The organism is Pedobacter antarcticus, assembly GCF_900112985.1.
Classification (GTDB): Bacteria; Bacteroidota; Bacteroidia; order Sphingobacteriales; family Sphingobacteriaceae; genus Pedobacter; species Pedobacter antarcticus.
In genome coordinates, this window is sequence record NZ_FONS01000004.1 from 316,748 (window position 1) to 332,573 (window position 15,826).

The following is a 15,826-nucleotide window of genomic DNA, read 5'->3' on the forward strand; positions in this document are numbered from 1 at the left end:
TTATAAATTTGATCAAACCGTAAATATCATTCAATCTTATTTCTATGAAAATCGAGACTGTCAATTTATTAAGCCGGGACATCCAGCAGACGAAAGAATTTTACACTGGGGTTCTTGGTCTGGAATCCGTAGGAGAGTCTGTACATGAGATTACTTTTTTAGTTGGCTATACGCAGCTTAATTTCCGAACGACCGAACTTATTAACCCCAATTATCACCTTGCAATTGATATTCCTCGGAACAGGTTAGAAGAAGCGAGCTGCTGGCTTCAGAAGCGAACCGATCTAGTTCCGGTTAATGAAGGGGAGGTGTTTTCAAGATTTGAAGCCTGGAATGCCGGTTCATTTTATTTTTATGATAATAATGGGAATCTGCTGGAGTTTATTTGCCGTTACGATCTTGATAACAGGTCGGAAGAAGAATTTACTTCGTCGTCCATGCTATATATCAGTGAGGTGGGAATAGTAAGCAAGGATGTTCAGGCAACCGCGAAAACACTCATGGCAAAGTATGATTTAACGTATTATGCTAAACAACCACCTGCAGAAAATTTTATTGTGCTGGGAAATGAAACCGGCCTGATCATTTTGGTTTCAGATGACCGCAATTGGTACCCGACAAAAAAAAAGGCAGAAATATTTCCACTTCGTATAGCTATTGAAATGAACGATGACCCTTATCAAAAGTTTCTGATAGATATACCTGCAGATTTGATCTGAAATATATAGTTAGTCATCAGATTTGGTTAATTGAAAATATTAATTATTAACAATTAACCAAATTTAACGTCGTTAATTCAGGGGCTTTTACAAATTGCATTCTCCTCTTTCAAGTGGCATCTGCTCATTGAAATTTAGCGTTTTCAAATCTTTGTAGGTTACTTTGTTTCCAACACTATTGATTTCGCCAAAGCCCTCTAGAAGTCTTTTACCTTGTATCTGAAATACCATTTCCCTTACACTTTCGGATCCTTCTGAATTAAAGGTATAAAGCCCGATTACCTGATCTCCTTTAATCTGTCCGGTAAAGGTGCCGGTATTCTTATCTTTTTCGGCCAGAGCATATACTAATGGGCCTGATACTTTATCGCCGTCGACTGTCGGTTTGAATGCGATATAGTCGCCATTTTTTTCATACACGTAGCATCCGTTTTCTAAAGTGGGTACTGCGTTTAGTGCATCAGACTGTTTTTCTGCCGATACAGTGTCTTCTGTTGAATTGCCGTTTACCTTTTGATCACTGTTACAGCTGCTGAATGCCAAAGGAAGTAAAGCGAGTAAATAAATGATTTTCATATAATTCAGTTTTGATAGAGTGTTTATTTATACAATTATATTACAAAATCAATCGAGTATTGTTTGAAGGTCAGGTTTTTGCGGTTCCCTGCTGCTTTTATTGCCAATTTCTGGGTGTTTAGATTTTGCTTGAAACGGATTCGAAAGGCTATTCATACGGTGTTGAGTCGGTGTTGATATACCAATTTACCGACCCAATACCGTATCAACACCGACTCAATACCCTTTCAATGTGCTGTGAAATAAGTTTAAAGTAAATATTTACTATCTTAAACAGCCGGCCTTTTCAGCCGGTTTATGAAGATTTTAACTGATAATTACCTTATGAAAGTTGCTGTTTTTAGTACAAATCAATATGACCAGGATTTTCTTACCCAGTATAATACCGGGCATGAAGTTAAATTCCTTAAAGTTTCTTTATCTGAAGAAACCGCCGCCGTAGCTTTTGGGTATGAGGCAGTATGTGTTTTTGTTAATGATAAGCTTAATAAAGCCGTTCTGGATTTGCTGGCGGTCGCAGGTCTGAAACTGATTGTTCTCAGGTGTGCGGGATTTAATAATGTGGACCTTCCTTATGCAGAAGAACTAAACATTCCGGTGCTTCGGGTTCCTGCATATTCACCTGAAGCAGTTGCAGAGCATGCAATGGCACTTATACTAACCTTGAACCGTAAGACGCATAAAGCTTATAATCGTGTAAGAGAAGGAAATTTTTCATTGGAAAAACTAATGGGGGTAAACCTTTTTCAGCGTACTGTCGCTGTCATAGGAACCGGGAATATCGGGCAGGCTTTTTGCAGAATCCTTAAAGGATTTGGATGTACTGTCAAAGCATATGACCCTTATCCGTCTTCCGATATGCAGGATCTGGGCGTCATTTATGGAACGCTGGAAGACACGCTGAGAGACGCAGATATCATTTCGCTGCATTGTCCGCTTAATTCATCAACACAATACCTGATTAACGAGAATCAACTTAAGCAACTTAAACGGGGAGCAATGTTAATTAATACGAGCAGGGGAGGTTTAATACATACCCATGCGGTTATAAAGGCTTTGAAATCAGGAATTATCGGTTCATTAGGGCTCGATGTATACGAGCAGGAATCTGAATTCTTTTTTCATGATTTCTCAGAAGATGTAATTCAGGATGATCAGCTTACACAGTTAATCTCATTCCCGAATGTACTGATTACCGGCCATCAGGGATTTTTAACAGCCGAAGCACTTTCAGAAATCGCTAAAGTCACTTTTGGGAACATAGATGCCTGGTATTCGGGATCGGAACTCGTCAACCGCGTTCGGCCTTAATTAAGATAAAAAAAACGCTCCATAAAGTATCTAAATCATGGAGCGTTTTTTTATAAGGGGGAAGAATTAGTTCGCTTTAAGTACAGTAACCTCGACTCTTCTGTTGATTAATCTGCCTTCTTTAGTCTTGTTATCAGCAATGGGACGTGTATCGCCTATTCCAGCCGTTTTAATACTTACTGCGGGGATGCCTAAGCTGACCAGGTAAGCTTTTACAGATGCTGCTCTTTTTTCAGATAACCACAGGTTGTATTCTGAAGTCCCTGTTTTATCGGAGTGGCCTTCAACAAGGATCTTTCTGTCAGCGTATTTATTTTGAATTACCCTGGATACTTCATTAATTCTGGTTTTTGAATTTTCATTCAGATATGAAGAATTTGTAGGAAATAATATCTCTGAACTGAAGGTAAATCTGATACCTGCATCAGTACGATCGACCTGATCTCCAGGTAACGCTTTCTTGATGTTGTCCAGTTCATTATCACCAGTTTTCGTCTCTACGGTTGCAGGTGTTTTTACCACATTTTTCTTGGCTTTGCAAGAATAAATTGCTGGCAGCAATAAAGCTAAAAATAGTATTGTTTTATTTTTCATTATAAAAAGTTAAACGTAAATATAACAAAATAGATAAAGGACGGGATATTAATTTATCAGTAATGTATACAAACTGTTCGTTTACAGCGTGTATTTTTGCCATCCTGATTAAATTCGTGCAATCTCAGGCAGTTCCGTTTTTTTGCAGATATCTAGCTTTAATAGCCGCGTATCAAACATTTTGCATGTTTTTTGGTTAAATATGCACATGAATATTGACTGCGGGCTAAGACCTGAAACACCCAAAGAAACTTCTTATAGCCAGAAAGTCTGGTTGACAGCTGCAATTGTTGTATTAATCATTGCAGTATTGCTCATCGCAAGAGTGGTATTCAATGTTTTGCTGATGGCTTTGGCTGGTTGTTTAATCGCTACTTATTTTCACGGTCTTGGCGATCTTTTGGAGAGAAAGACCGGTCTCAAGCGCAGAATTTGTATGTTTATTTCGATAGTCGGGTCAATTTCACTGCTCGTTACGCTTCTTTGGTTTATGGGTGCAAAGATTCAGGTGCAGGTTGCTGAATTAAGCAACTCATTACCCGGTACCATAAACACCGTAAAGGATAAACTGGGAGAGACGCCTATCGGGCAAAAAGTACTCGGGTATTTTAGTGATAATAATTCCAAGCAGCTTTTTGATACAGCCAGGCAATTTTTTAGTACCAGTTTTGGTGCTTTGGGAAATCTATATATTATTTTGTTCCTGGGTATTTTCTTTACTGCGGAACCGTCTTTGTATAAAAATGGTATTTTGCTGCTGGTACCGCCTGACCGTAAAGAGGTAGCTAAAAGAATAATGGACCGGATTAGTTTTTCGCTAAAAGGATGGATTAAGGGGACTTTACTAGCGGTGGCCTTAATTACAATAATGCTGGCGATCGGACTGTCTGTAATTGGGATACCAGTCGCACTGATTCTGGCCTTAATTGCGGGTATGCTAAAGATTATTCCCAATTTCGGTTCTATGGTCGCCATGATCCCTGGCGTATTACTTGCGCTTACTGTGTCCACCAATACTGCTATAGGTGTTGCTTTACTCTATATTGTCTCACAAACCATAGTCAGCAATATTATTACACCCGTTATCCAGAAAAAAATGATCAGCATTCCACCTGCCTTAACGCTGATCAGTCAATTAATTATGGCTGCATTATCCGGAGCACTTGGGATTATCCTCGCCGTTCCTTTATTATCCATGGTGATTATCTTCACGGATGAACTTTATGTGAAGAAAATAAACAAAGCTCAGCTTATTCCGGCATCGGAGCTTGATAAATAAGCTTTGCCTGTTTAATGGTCCATTAATATCTGTTCCAGCATCATTTTCCCATTTTCATTGTTGGGATTAAGCTCAAGGGACTTTCGGTACATTTTAACGGCGTCTTGCTTCTTTCCATGTTTCAATAAAATTTCTGCATAACTATCATATGTGTTCCAGCTTGAAGGAAAAAGCTGCATGTTTTGCTTAAATGTGATTTCTGCTTCAAATTCTTTATTATTCGACATGAAGGCATATCCTAATGAATTTATTTCATCTTCACTTAAATAATAGTTAGAAGTATCTTTTTTTATTTCTGCTAAAGCTTTATCCCCAGCTTCCAGGCCATTTTTGGCAAGAGCAACTCCGTAAATTCTTGCACCACTTTGTTTGGGTTTTTCTATTACTACACCATTTAGAATACGCAATGCATTATCCGAAATAGGAATAACATTGTTAGCTGTATTATCAAAAATGATAATCGTTTGATGTCTGGTTATGTTTCTAAGCAGCATAGTACGGCCACCGGGAAGGCCTCCGTCATGTTTTACTATTTCCCCCATTGAAGTATCTTCTCTGGTAATCCATCCTAATGCGTATCGTTGAATATTGTCTTTTCCGTTTTTAATTTTAACAGGTGTGAACGCCTCTTTTAAAGTAGCTTTACTTAAAAGCCTACCGTTGTACAGCGCTTCATCATATTTTAATAAATCATGAGTCGTACTTATGATGTCACCATGTCCCTGGCAATTAAATCGATAGATAATTTGAAATTCAGCGGCGGTATCTGCGCGCTGCACCTTATCGGAATATGGATATTTTAAACTATACCTTTCAGAAAGATTATTGTCTTTTCGCTTGAAAAACAAGGACAAAGAAGTGTTCGTCATCCCGGCAGGTTTGAAAATATGCGCTTTAAGATATGCGTCAAATGACAAACCTGTAATCTCCTCTACGATCAAAGCAAGAATATTATAGTTAACGTTATTGTAAGAGAAATCTTCCCCGGGCTTAAAAATTAAGGGTGCTTTTCGTGAAATGAAGGCGGGAATTAAATCCTTATTGGTGAAAACCGTATCAGGGTGTTCAAGTATCATCGCATCAAACAGTGTGTCGGTAATCGGCAGTCCTGCAGTATGTGCTAATAATTGTTTAATTGTGACATTTGAATAAGGGAAATCAGGAAGGAATTTTGAAACAGGATCACCCAATTGCAGTTTTCCTTTTTCTTTCAGTTGTAAGATAGCAGTAGAAGTAAATGTTTTCGTGATGGAGGCCATCGGAAAAGAGGACTGAGCTGTATTAGGCCTTTTGTCCGAATAATCTGCGTAGCCGAATGACTTCTCATAAACAACTCTGCCGTTTTCAGCAATTAATACATTACCATTGAACTGCTGGTTTTGTGATAGTGCCGAAAAGTATGCATCTAATTCTTTTTGTTTGTTTTGGGCAAAAGTATGTGTGGCTGCAATGAGTAATAGAGTCAGTAGACCTAGTTTTTTGATCATAAAGATGTTTTTATACCTGGTTTTATTGAAGAATATGCATTTCAGCCTTTTGATGACAAGTTCGGTCAATTGTTACATTTATATATAACTAATCAATAATTTTCGTGCAGGATGCGAAAAAGTATCTTTAATTCGATCAGGGTTTATAAAGTTCATACCTCTAAAAATGAGCAATGTCATTTTTAGAAGTATGAACTGAATTTGCTCAATGTGAATGGATATTTCTGTTAAAACTTATTTCTGTACATCCAGGTGCAGCACGTTCGCACCCAGTTCTTTTTCAAATACCCGTTCCAGCTTTTTATCGTGCACAGTAACCATAATTTCCAGCGAGCCGGTGCCGACTGTGCCTTTTAAAATATGCCCTCCATATGCTTTAAAATCATCACCTGCGACAATACCATGCATATGTATACTGGGTTTGCTTTCCTGCCAGGCTATACTGCCGGTAAAACTTCCCAACTCTACGTCATTGAATGTCCTGGGATTAAACTTCTTCTTGGCAGAATCGAAAAAACCAAATGTTACATTGACGAAACCCATCCCTGTAAAGTTCGCTGATGGAATATTTTCGGCTTTGGCAAATGATTCCAGTTGCGAATTAATATCATCACCTTGTCGCAGAACCAGGAGATACCCGGCCGGTATTTTGATATACCGTTTAATGGTGTCGGCTTGTTGTGCATTGGCGCTAAATGTGACACTTAATAATATTGCTGTTACGGCTAATAATAGTTTCTTGTAATTCATGACGTTTGATATGTTTATATAACGTGGTAGGCCGGATAATCGGTATAGCCTTTGGCATCACCTCCGAAAAAATATGTTCTGTCCGGTTCATTTAACTTTGAAACGCATGTTTTGAAATTTAAATCAAAGATTAATGTTTGTTTCTTTTAAATTTTATCAAGTTCGGATTGAATCAGTTCCAATTCGGCAGTATCCAGATCAAAACTCATTGCGGCAGCATTAGAAATTGCCTGTTCTGCATTTCTGGCACCAGCTAAGACCACTGTTATACCTTTTTGCATGGTAGTCCAGCGTAAAACGAGTTGGGCCAGGGATACATTTTTCTCTTCAGCTATAGGACTGATGTTGGCTAATAATGTCTTCACCTTTTCCAGATCAAACTGACTGAAGTATCCATTTCTATGGTCAGTACTTTTTAGTTTTTCCTGCAGAAAGTATTTTCCCGACAACAGACCGCGTTCCATAGGGCTATAAACAATAATTCCGATTTTGTTATTGATGGTATAAGGAACTAATTCCTTTTCAATCTCCCGGTTAAGCATACTGTAGTAAACCTGATTGGAAGCAGGAGTGAAAGTTTGTGTCGCTTCTTTCAGTTGATCCAGGCTATAATTTGATACAGCTGCTGCCCGTATTTTGCCCTGCTGGATTAGGGTTTCCATCGCCTCCATAGTTTCAGAAATAGGGGTGGTTGAGTCTGGCCAGTGTTGTTGTAAGAGATCTATATAGTCTGTATTCAGGCGTTTAAGACTTTCTTCTACCTCTTTAATGATGTTTTCTTTGGAGGCGTATTTGTAAATTGAAACTGGTTTTCCATTTTCTTCCATATCAAAAAAGTGTTCGCCTTTTCCTTGATTACTGCCGTCCCAGACAAGCCCGAATTTATTCAGAATTTGGACTTTATCTCTTTGCTTTCCTTTTAATGCCTCTCCAATTAGTTCTTCGCTTAAACCAAAACCATAAAAAGGTGCGGTGTCCAGCGTACTTATTCCATGGTCTAAAGATGCATGTATAGCTTCTATTGAGTCTTTTTTCTCATTTCCGCCCCACATTGTTCCGCCAATTGCGAATGCACCATATGTTATCGCTGACAGTTCTAAGTCGGTATCTCCTAACTTTCTATATTCCATTTTGTGTTTGAATTAATTAATAACTCAAAGGTCTGGAAATAGGATTTAACAGTAAAATAAGTTAAATCATGGGTATCTATCATAATTATGATAGCTGAATACGATAGATATACTGCTATTACTTTTTTATATTTAACCAGTAAACATCAACCCGGATTTTAATTAGGTATATGCAGGATCGAATTTCAGAAAAAGACGGCGACCAGAAGAATGCCGCAATTCAAGAGAAAAATAGTAATCTGACAGTTGGTTTAATATTTATTAACCTGATTTTGCTGCTCATATTTTTGAATTGGGGTTATGTCAGTGAAAATCAATACTATTTTAATATAATCCTGATGATAGGTGCCTTATCTTTTCTTCTGGGCGGGTATGCACTGAGTTACCGGGGTAAGGGGTACAGGGCGGGGAGATGGCTCTTTGTAGCATCCCTTGTGCTGGCTGCAGCAGCTATTGGTCTATATCTTTATGCGGCCGGTATGGCGGCTGCTTTTCAGCATTAAAATATGAAATTGAACCTGGTTAATAAACTATATATCTCCATTGCCGTTTTGTTATTCATTTGTCTTTCCTATAAAATCATAAACTATAAAGGCTGGGAAAGATTTTACTATTTCTCTAGTGTTTCAGCACCAGCAGATTACCCTGTATTTATTGAGAAAATACAGTTTCAGCTACCGGATAACGAAGATTCGCATGACTTCTATCAGTCCAGGGACGAAAATGTAAATGCATTCAGAACAGGATGGGGTGAGGAATATTACTCTGCATGGGTTCATAAACCCTTGCGTTTACCTGAAAAACTGGTAATTGAATATGCATCTTATTCCGAGCAGAAGTTCTATTCCGGTGTGATTGATCTTCCCGGTCCGGAGATTCTTGAAATTTTTAAGGCAGCACTAAAAGAAAAACAGGCTGCTAAGCTGAGTTCCAGTGGTGGGGATAAGCTGGGTTTAAGATTTGTTGTTGGGATTGCTCCGAAAGGGAATATCGTTGTGTGGCTGCGCGGGGTTTACCTGGAAAAGAAAATATTACAGACCAAAATCGAAAGCGTAAATTCTCAGGGAAAGGTTCTTCCAGGAAAGAATAATGCTGCGTTGAATCTCTTATTTAAGGAACTTTCAGATAGTGTGAAACTCGAGTTAAAGAAAGGGTCGGGAACACCTGCAAATTATCTGGATAGTTCTACACATTATATTGAGCAAAATAAAGAACTCTGGGAGTATCAAAAAAAGAATCATTTTATCGACTAAATAGCCAGTCACATTTGAAATGGCATGTATGGTTGAATGAACCATTTACGCTTTTCGAGGCTGTCGGTAGTCATATGTATGTTAATCTTTTAATGGATGAGGAGATGTTTAATAGGCTGTTAGTTTGATATTTATGTGTAAGCATTTTTTTTAATTAAAATTAGCTTTCTTTTTTTTGATTTATTATTCTATACATTTACAAAAAACTTTAGGGGTGCCTTTGTGCTGAGAAATACCCTTTGAACCTGATGCAGTTAGTACTGCCGAAGGGAAAAGTGGAAACGACATGACGATGTTGTTTTTCCTTCCTCTATACGGGGCGTCCTATAGTTTGTAATTTTTTAAACTATGGATATTACCGTCAACCAAAAAACTTATTCTTTATCTCAGGTATGCTCAGTGGTGCAGATGCTCCGGACTGTTATTCAGCATCCTTTAACCGGCATCGCTGTCGCGGTTAACCAGCAGATTATTTCGAAAGCAGATTGGGGTAATTATCTATTGCAACCAGGTGACCAGGTCACTATTATCAAAGCAACTCAAGGCGGATAATTAAAAAACCAAAACATGAAAACGGAAAAACAACCAGGAGAACAAACGATCAGTAGAGCGCCCTTTCCGGCGTCGAAAAAGATATTTGTCAAAGGACAGATTCACGAGATTGAAGTTGCCATGCGTGAGGTTAGTCTCAGCGATACCCAGCTACATGGGCGTTTTGGAGAGACAGAGCCCAATGCTCCCGTTACACTTTATGATACCAGCGGGCCTTACACCGATACTTCAGTCGAAATTGACATTAAAAAAGGACTTTCCAGACTACGTAAAACATGGATTTTCGATCGTGGAGATGTAGAACAGCTCGATCATATTTCTTCTGATTATGGTAATCAGCGGGCCAATGATGAGAAACTGGATCACTTACGTTTCGCACATATCAGCAAACCGTTCAGAGCAAAAAAGGGCCAGAATGTGTCACAGATGCATTATGCGAGGAAAGGAATTATAACTCCGGAAATGGAGTATATAGCAATTCGTGAAAATCAGCGTGCGGACCTCTTGAAAGAGCAGCTTAACGGGCAATACGAGGTCATGTCACATCAGCATCCGGGACAAAGTTTCGGTGCATTGACACCAACAGGTTATATAACTCCCGAATTTGTGAGACAGGAAGTGGCTGCGGGCAGAGCTGTTATTCCTGCAAATATCAATCATCCGGAATTAGAGCCTATGATTATCGGTAGAAATTTCCTGGTAAAAATAAATGCTAATATTGGAAATTCTGCAGTGACATCCAGTATAGAAGAAGAGGTTGAAAAGGCTGTCTGGGCTTGCAGGTGGGGTGCAGATACCATTATGGATCTCTCCACCGGCAAAAACATTCACGAGACCAGAGAGTGGATTATCAGAAATTCACCGGTGCCTATTGGTACAGTGCCTATTTATCAGGCATTGGAAAAAGTGAATGGAAAAGCTGAAGATCTGACCTGGGAGATTTTCCGCGATACCCTTATCGAACAAGCCGAGCAGGGGGTAGACTACTTTACCATTCATGCAGGCGTATTGTTGCGTTATGTACCACTCACAGCCAAAAGAATTACCGGTATTGTTTCAAGAGGTGGTTCTATTATGGCCAAATGGTGTCTCGCACATCACAAAGAAAATTTCCTATACACACATTTTGAAGACATCTGTGAGATCATGAAAGCTTACGATGTTTCATTCTCTCTTGGAGATGGCTTAAGGCCAGGCTGTATTGCCGATGCAAATGATGCCGCACAATTTGGTGAACTGGAAACCCTTGGTGAACTGACGAAAATCGCCTGGAAGCATGATATTCAGACCATTATAGAAGGTCCGGGGCATGTTCCGATGCACCTGATTAAAGCGAATATGGATAAACAGCTGGAGCATTGTTCTGAAGCACCGTTTTATACATTAGGTCCGCTAACTACTGATATAGCGCCTGGGTATGACCATATTACCTCTGCAATCGGTGCTGCTATGATCGGTTGGTTCGGGACAGCGATGCTGTGTTATGTGACGCCAAAAGAGCATTTAGGATTACCAAATAAGAAGGATGTTAAAGACGGCGTCATCACTTATAAAATTGCAGCACATGCGGCTGATCTTGCCAAAGGGCATCCGGGTGCACAATACAGGGATAATGCGTTGAGTAAAGCTCGTTTTGAGTTCCGCTGGGAGGATCAGTTTAATCTATCGCTTGACCCTGATACGGCTAAGGAGTTCCATGATGAAACATTACCTGCAGACGGTGCTAAAATTGCGCATTTCTGTTCAATGTGCGGTCCTAATTTCTGTTCGATGAAAATTACTCAGGATGTCAGGGCATATGCAGATAAGCAAGGGGTTGATGCACAGGAGGCGTTACTCAAAGGTATGGAGGAGAAATCAGCTGAGTTTTTAAATAAAGGCAGTGAAATCTATTTGTAAGCTGGATTTTACCCGTATGCAGGTTCTGGTTATCTCCTCACCGCAAGTGATTTCAGGTGAAGCCCGGCTGATTAATCTGCTTTTTGAAGCAGGCTTACCCTGCTTTCATTTGCGTAAACCGGGGCTCGGTCATCAGGATTTAAGAAGTTTAATCGACGGCATAGATGCTGTTTTTCATTCCCGAATCGCCTGGCATCAGCATCATGAAATAGCTATTGATTTAGGAATGAACAGGTTACATTTCCCAGTGGCACAAAGGAATCTTTCGGGCGGGACTTATTTGTCTGGACTGGCCTCTAATGGTTATATACTGAGCACTTCGGTACATGAAAATGAAAGCTTTACCGGACTTGAGCTTTTTGACTATACATTTTTCGGCCCGGTGTATAATAGTCTTTCCAAGAACGGATATCAGGGGATCTGTACTGAAGATTTCGAATTGGATAGCCAGTTGAAAAAATGCACCTGTGTAATTGGTCTGGGGGGTGTAACACCGCAAAAAATACCGCTAATGCGTGAGATGAATTTCGATGGTGCAGCTGTCCTTGGATTGATTTGGAATGAACCCGAAAGAGCCATTGAGAACTATAAAAATTTGTTGACTGCTTTGCATTAACCTTTTACACAATGAATACTATAGATAAACTACATTATATATCCCAGCAAAGTTTGACTTTTTCGCACCTGGATGCGATAAAAAAAGCTCTTCAGTTCGGTTGTAAATGGATACAGCTGCGGATCAAAGACGAGTCAGCGGAAAACGTATCTGAAATTGCTTCGCAGGCCAGGGTGCTTTGTGAAAGCTTCCAGGCCAGACTGATAATTAACGATTATGCAGATATAGCATTAAAATCGGGTGCCGATGGGCTGCATCTAGGAGAACATGATTTGCCCGTTCATCAGGCCAGACAATTATTAGGAGACAGGCTTATTATTGGCGCCACTGCGAATACTTTCGAGCAAATCGTTAGGCATGCTCAGGATGGAGCCGATTATATTGGCCTGGGCCCATATAGATTTACATCTACTAAAAAGAACCTGAGCCCTGTTTTAGGGTTAGATGGTTATGCCCGGATAATGGAGCAGGTAAATGCGGCAAAGATTCATATCCCTGTAATAGCTATCGGTGGAATTTTAACGGAAGATCTTCCCGCTATACTTCAAACAGGTATCTATGGTGTGGCGTTGTCGGGTGCAATAACCAATGCCGCCGACGGTGCTGTAACTGTAAGATCTATTAAACAGGCTTTGTCGGTTCCTGCTCTAAAATCTGTTCATCTCAATTGAAATAAAATATGCTTCAAATAGGCGATAAATTTTTTGGTTCCCGGTTGTTTACCGGGACAGGTAAATTCAGCTCTGCTGAACTCATGGAAGAGGCATTGATCGCATCGGGATCTGAATTGGTCACAGTGGCGCTCAGACGTGTTCAGCTAGATGGCAGTGAGCAGGATGATTTGCTGGGAAGACTTTCAGCACCTCAATTTAACCTGCTACCTAATACTTCTGGTGTCAGAAATGCTAAAGAGGCTGTATTTGCAGCACAGATGGCAAGGGAAGCACTGGAGACCAACTGGATTAAACTGGAGATTCATCCGGATCCAAAGTATCTGATGCCCGATCCTATTGAAACGCTGAAGGCTACAGAAGAGCTTGTCCGGCTTGGCTTTACGGTATTACCTTATATTCATGCTGATCCTGTATTGTGTAAGCGGCTGGAAGAAGTCGGTACGGCTGCAGTTATGCCTTTAGGGTCTCCGATAGGGAGTAATAAGGGGCTTAAAACTGTTGATTTTCTGGAAATCATTATTAGCCAGAGTCGGGTACCTGTTATTATTGATGCAGGAATTGGATCGCCTTCAGATGCCGCCTATGCGATGGAAATAGGTGCTGACGCAGTACTGGTCAATACTGCTATTGCAGTGTCAGAAAATCCGGTTCAAATGGCAGTGGCTTTTAAACTAGCCGTTCAGGCCGGTCGTATGGCATATTTAGCCAAACTTGCACCCATTGTAAACCGGGCAGCGGCAAGTAGCCCATTAACCTTGTTTTTAGATGAGTAGTTTCAAAGAAGTTTACGACAAAATGGACTGGGAAGAGTCTAAAGCCAGTATTTATTCTAAAACATCGAAAGATGTAGAGCGCGCAATAGCCGCGAATCATCGGACATTGGAAGATTTTAAAGCCCTGATCTCACCGGCCGCTGCACCATATCTGGAACAGTTGGCTTGGGTTAGCCAGCAACTAACTTTGCAGCGTTTTGGTAAGGTAATTCAGTTGTATATCCCCTTATATCTTTCCAATGAATGTAATAATATCTGCACGTATTGTGGCTTTAGTTATGACAATAAAGTGAAACGTAAAACTCTTTCTGGGATTGAGATTATGCAGGAAGTACAGCATCTCAAACAGATGGGATACGACCATGTGCTTTTAGTTACGGGCGAAGCAAATCATACCGTTCACGTCGATTATTTAAAGAAAGCTCTGGAGTTGATCCGTCCTCATTTTGCTCATGTTTCTATGGAGGTTCAGCCGCTTGATCTATTGGATTACAAGGAATTGGTTCCTTATGGTTTACATACGGTTTTGGTTTATCAGGAGACATATCAACGGGAAGCTTACCAGATTCATCATCCTAAAGGGAAGAAGTCAAACTTTGTATACCGGCTGGAAACTCCTGACAGATTGGGGCAGGCAGGTATTCATAAAATGGGCTTGGGCGTACTTATAGGTCTGGAAGACTGGCGAACGGACTCCTTTTTCACTGCCGTACACCTAGACTATCTGGAGAAAAAGTACTGGCAGAGCAAGTATAGCCTGTCTTTTCCAAGGCTGAGACCCTTTAGCGGAGGACTGGAGCCGAAAGTAGAGATGAGTGACCGGGAACTGGTTCAGTTAATCTGCGCCTACAGGCTCTGGAATCAGGAAGCTGAGTTATCTATCTCTACCAGAGAATCGGAGGTGTTCAGGAATAATATAATTAAACTGGGGATCACCTCTATGAGTGCGGGCTCAAAGACGAATCCGGGAGGGTATACAGTGGAGCAGGAATCTCTGGAACAGTTTGAGATTAGTGATGAACGCAGCCCGAAGGTTATTGCGGAGATAATTAGTGCGCAGGGATATGAGCCCGTATGGAAAGACTGGGATCAGCATTTAATGTAAAATCTATTAATTGAGCGCAGATGGACACATTGGAAAAAGAAGATCTGGCGAGGTATAACCGGCAGATCATCCTGCCTGAACTCGGTATAACAGGTCAGGAAAAACTAAAAGGAGCTAAAGTACTAGTGATCGGTGCGGGTGGCCTGGGCTGCCCGGCTTTGCAATATCTGGTAGGAGCCGGGGTTGGGTTTATAGGTATTGTAGAGGATGATGTTGTGGAGCTCAGTAATCTTCATCGTCAGGTATTGTATGGTATAGCTGATATAGGGCGATCTAAGGCATTAGCAGCCAGTGAAAAATTGTCTTTACTTAACCCACTTATTCAGATAATATCTTACCAGCAACGTCTGGTGCCGGAGAACGCGGAGATGTTATTCAGTGGATACGATCTGGTTCTGGATGGATCCGATAATTTTGAAACGCGGTTCCTGGTTAATGATACTTGCGTGCTGTTGAATATGCCTTTTGTTTTCGGGGCAGTTTTTAGATTTGATGGTCAGGTTTCTGTATTTAACTATGAGGGAGGGCCTGTTTACCGGGATGTTTTTCCGGAAGCTCCGTCGGAAGATCAGCGTCCAAATTGCGAAGATAGTGGTGTTTTGGGTATGCTGCCGGGTGTTATCGGGAGTTATATGGCTGCTGAGGCTATTAAAATGATTACCGGTATAGGAACTCCTTTGTCCGGCCGGCTATTGGTTATAGACCTGCTTGATAATAGTAGTCAGGTCTTTATGATTGCGGGGGCTAATCCCGACCTGAAAAAAGACAAAGAAAAATCGGGCACCGAAGAAGCGTATGCAATTAATCTGGAGCAGTTTAAACGTCTTTCGGATTTACATGCTCAAAGGGTCTGCGTAATTGACGTGCGTGAAGTGTACGAATTTGAAGAACTACCGACCCTGGCCCTAAATATTCCGCTCTATGAGCTGCTTACCGCCCAATTACCTTTAGACAAAATACTGGTTTTCATTTGTCAGTCTGGTTCAAGAAGTAGAATGGCTGTTCAGGTATTAAAAGGTCACTATAAAGGTGAAATGTATAGTCTGGGCACTTTATTATTCAAATAGGCGTAGGGGTAGATTTGGATTTAGGTGTTAAGTGATATAGT

The 15,826-nt window shown here is 40.5% G+C and carries 17 protein-coding genes and 1 riboswitch; of the genes, 12 read left to right on the forward strand and 5 right to left on the reverse strand.

Annotated features, from left to right (window positions below; translation table 11 throughout):
* The first annotated feature begins 44 nt into the window (after nt 1-44).
* Nucleotides 45-719, forward strand: a complete 675-nt coding sequence (locus BM192_RS11180) for a VOC family protein (protein ID WP_037444217.1) — start codon at nt 45-47, stop codon at nt 717-719.
* Nucleotides 720-806: 87 nt separating this feature from the next.
* On the opposite strand, the gene BM192_RS11185 is transcribed toward BM192_RS11180, so the two are convergent.
* Nucleotides 807-1,295: a hypothetical protein gene (locus tag BM192_RS11185; RefSeq protein ID WP_051760216.1), complete on the reverse strand. Its 489-nt coding sequence runs from the start codon at nt 1,293-1,295 to the stop codon at nt 807-809.
* Nucleotides 1,296-1,592: 297 nt separating this feature from the next.
* Here BM192_RS11185 and BM192_RS11190 point away from each other — a divergent pair, with 297 nt between their 5' ends.
* A complete protein-coding gene (locus BM192_RS11190; protein ID WP_316931024.1) occupies nt 1,593-2,606 on the forward strand; it encodes a 2-hydroxyacid dehydrogenase in 1,014 nt (337 codons plus the stop codon).
* A gap of 66 nt (nt 2,607-2,672) precedes the next feature.
* Here BM192_RS11190 and BM192_RS11195 read toward each other — a convergent pair whose 3' ends face one another.
* Nucleotides 2,673-3,200 (reverse strand): OmpA family protein, encoded by a 528-nt coding sequence (locus tag BM192_RS11195; RefSeq protein ID WP_037444214.1) that lies wholly within the window; start codon nt 3,198-3,200, stop codon nt 2,673-2,675.
* Between the two features lie 208 nt (nt 3,201-3,408).
* Here BM192_RS11195 and BM192_RS11200 point away from each other — a divergent pair, with 208 nt between their 5' ends.
* Nucleotides 3,409-4,479 (forward strand): AI-2E family transporter, encoded by a 1,071-nt coding sequence (locus tag BM192_RS11200; protein ID WP_051760214.1) that lies wholly within the window; start codon nt 3,409-3,411, stop codon nt 4,477-4,479.
* 11 nt (nt 4,480-4,490) lie between these two features.
* Here the strand turns inward: BM192_RS11200 and BM192_RS11205 are convergent, their stop codons facing one another.
* The 3 genes from BM192_RS11205 to BM192_RS11215 form a co-directional block, all read right to left on the reverse strand.
* On the reverse strand, nt 4,491-5,966 hold the full coding sequence (locus BM192_RS11205) for a serine hydrolase domain-containing protein (protein WP_074963985.1): 1,476 nt from the start codon (nt 5,964-5,966) through the stop codon (nt 4,491-4,493).
* Between the two features lie 234 nt (nt 5,967-6,200).
* A complete protein-coding gene (locus tag BM192_RS11210) occupies nt 6,201-6,716 on the reverse strand; it encodes a PPC domain-containing DNA-binding protein (protein ID WP_037444206.1) in 516 nt (171 codons plus the stop codon).
* A gap of 146 nt (nt 6,717-6,862) precedes the next feature.
* Complete coding sequence (locus BM192_RS11215; RefSeq protein ID WP_037444203.1) at nt 6,863-7,846, reverse strand: aldo/keto reductase; 984 nt, start codon at nt 7,844-7,846, stop codon at nt 6,863-6,865.
* A gap of 170 nt (nt 7,847-8,016) precedes the next feature.
* On the opposite strand from BM192_RS11215, the gene BM192_RS11220 reads away from it, so the two are divergent.
* From BM192_RS11220 to moeB, 9 genes are all read left to right on the forward strand, one after another.
* On the forward strand, nt 8,017-8,349 hold the full coding sequence (locus tag BM192_RS11220; protein ID WP_037444200.1) for a hypothetical protein: 333 nt from the start codon (nt 8,017-8,019) through the stop codon (nt 8,347-8,349).
* 3 nt (nt 8,350-8,352) lie between these two features.
* Nucleotides 8,353-9,099, forward strand: coding sequence for a DUF2931 family protein (locus BM192_RS11225; RefSeq protein ID WP_037444197.1), 747 nt, complete (start codon nt 8,353-8,355; stop codon nt 9,097-9,099).
* A 200-nt stretch (nt 9,100-9,299) separates the two neighbouring features.
* Nucleotides 9,300-9,388, forward strand: a riboswitch (TPP riboswitch).
* 59 nt (nt 9,389-9,447) lie between these two features.
* Nucleotides 9,448-9,651, forward strand: coding sequence for a sulfur carrier protein ThiS (gene thiS / locus BM192_RS11230; RefSeq protein WP_037444195.1), 204 nt, complete (start codon nt 9,448-9,450; stop codon nt 9,649-9,651).
* A 15-nt stretch (nt 9,652-9,666) separates the two neighbouring features.
* Complete coding sequence (thiC, locus tag BM192_RS11235; RefSeq protein ID WP_037444192.1) at nt 9,667-11,550, forward strand: phosphomethylpyrimidine synthase ThiC; 1,884 nt, start codon at nt 9,667-9,669, stop codon at nt 11,548-11,550.
* Nucleotides 11,534-12,166: a thiamine phosphate synthase gene (locus tag BM192_RS11240; RefSeq protein WP_083401130.1), complete on the forward strand. Its 633-nt coding sequence runs from the start codon at nt 11,534-11,536 to the stop codon at nt 12,164-12,166. The genes thiC and BM192_RS11240 overlap by 17 nt, the downstream gene beginning before the upstream one ends.
* Nucleotides 12,167-12,177: 11 nt before the next feature.
* Nucleotides 12,178-12,837, forward strand: coding sequence for a thiamine phosphate synthase (locus BM192_RS11245; protein ID WP_037444187.1), 660 nt, complete (start codon nt 12,178-12,180; stop codon nt 12,835-12,837).
* An 8-nt stretch (nt 12,838-12,845) separates the two neighbouring features.
* Nucleotides 12,846-13,613 carry a thiazole synthase gene (locus BM192_RS11250; RefSeq protein ID WP_037444186.1) on the forward strand — a complete coding sequence of 256 codons (768 nt, stop codon included), beginning with the start codon at nt 12,846-12,848 and terminating at the stop codon, nt 13,611-13,613.
* Complete coding sequence (gene thiH / locus BM192_RS11255; RefSeq protein ID WP_037444184.1) at nt 13,606-14,718, forward strand: 2-iminoacetate synthase ThiH; 1,113 nt, start codon at nt 13,606-13,608, stop codon at nt 14,716-14,718. Before BM192_RS11250 ends, thiH begins: the two co-directional genes overlap by 8 nt.
* A 20-nt stretch (nt 14,719-14,738) precedes the next feature.
* The gene (moeB, locus tag BM192_RS11260) at nt 14,739-15,785 is read left to right on the forward strand and encodes a HesA/MoeB/ThiF family protein (protein WP_037444182.1); all 1,047 of its coding nucleotides are present in this window, start codon (nt 14,739-14,741) and stop codon (nt 15,783-15,785) included.
* Nucleotides 15,786-15,826: the final 41 nt, after the last annotated feature.

Coding starts and splice junctions, on each gene's coding strand:
- BM192_RS11180 (WP_037444217.1), top strand. CDS start 45: ATGAAAATCGAGACTGTCAATTTATTAAGCCGGGACATCCAGCAGACG.
- BM192_RS11185 (WP_051760216.1), bottom strand. CDS start 1,295: ATGAAAATCATTTATTTACTCGCTTTACTTCCTTTGGCATTCAGCAGC.
- BM192_RS11190 (WP_316931024.1), top strand. CDS start 1,593: ATGAAGATTTTAACTGATAATTACCTTATGAAAGTTGCTGTTTTTAGT.
- BM192_RS11195 (WP_037444214.1), bottom strand. CDS start 3,200: ATGAAAAATAAAACAATACTATTTTTAGCTTTATTGCTGCCAGCAATT.
- BM192_RS11200 (WP_051760214.1), top strand. CDS start 3,409: ATGAATATTGACTGCGGGCTAAGACCTGAAACACCCAAAGAAACTTCT.
- BM192_RS11205 (WP_074963985.1), bottom strand. CDS start 5,966: ATGATCAAAAAACTAGGTCTACTGACTCTATTACTCATTGCAGCCACA.
- BM192_RS11210 (WP_037444206.1), bottom strand. CDS start 6,716: ATGAATTACAAGAAACTATTATTAGCCGTAACAGCAATATTATTAAGT.
- BM192_RS11215 (WP_037444203.1), bottom strand. CDS start 7,846: ATGGAATATAGAAAGTTAGGAGATACCGACTTAGAACTGTCAGCGATA.
- BM192_RS11220 (WP_037444200.1), top strand. CDS start 8,017: ATGCAGGATCGAATTTCAGAAAAAGACGGCGACCAGAAGAATGCCGCA.
- BM192_RS11225 (WP_037444197.1), top strand. CDS start 8,353: ATGAAATTGAACCTGGTTAATAAACTATATATCTCCATTGCCGTTTTG.
- thiS (WP_037444195.1), top strand. CDS start 9,448: ATGGATATTACCGTCAACCAAAAAACTTATTCTTTATCTCAGGTATGC.
- thiC (WP_037444192.1), top strand. CDS start 9,667: ATGAAAACGGAAAAACAACCAGGAGAACAAACGATCAGTAGAGCGCCC.
- BM192_RS11245 (WP_037444187.1), top strand. CDS start 12,178: ATGAATACTATAGATAAACTACATTATATATCCCAGCAAAGTTTGACT.
- BM192_RS11250 (WP_037444186.1), top strand. CDS start 12,846: ATGCTTCAAATAGGCGATAAATTTTTTGGTTCCCGGTTGTTTACCGGG.
- thiH (WP_037444184.1), top strand. CDS start 13,606: ATGAGTAGTTTCAAAGAAGTTTACGACAAAATGGACTGGGAAGAGTCT.
- moeB (WP_037444182.1), top strand. CDS start 14,739: ATGGACACATTGGAAAAAGAAGATCTGGCGAGGTATAACCGGCAGATC.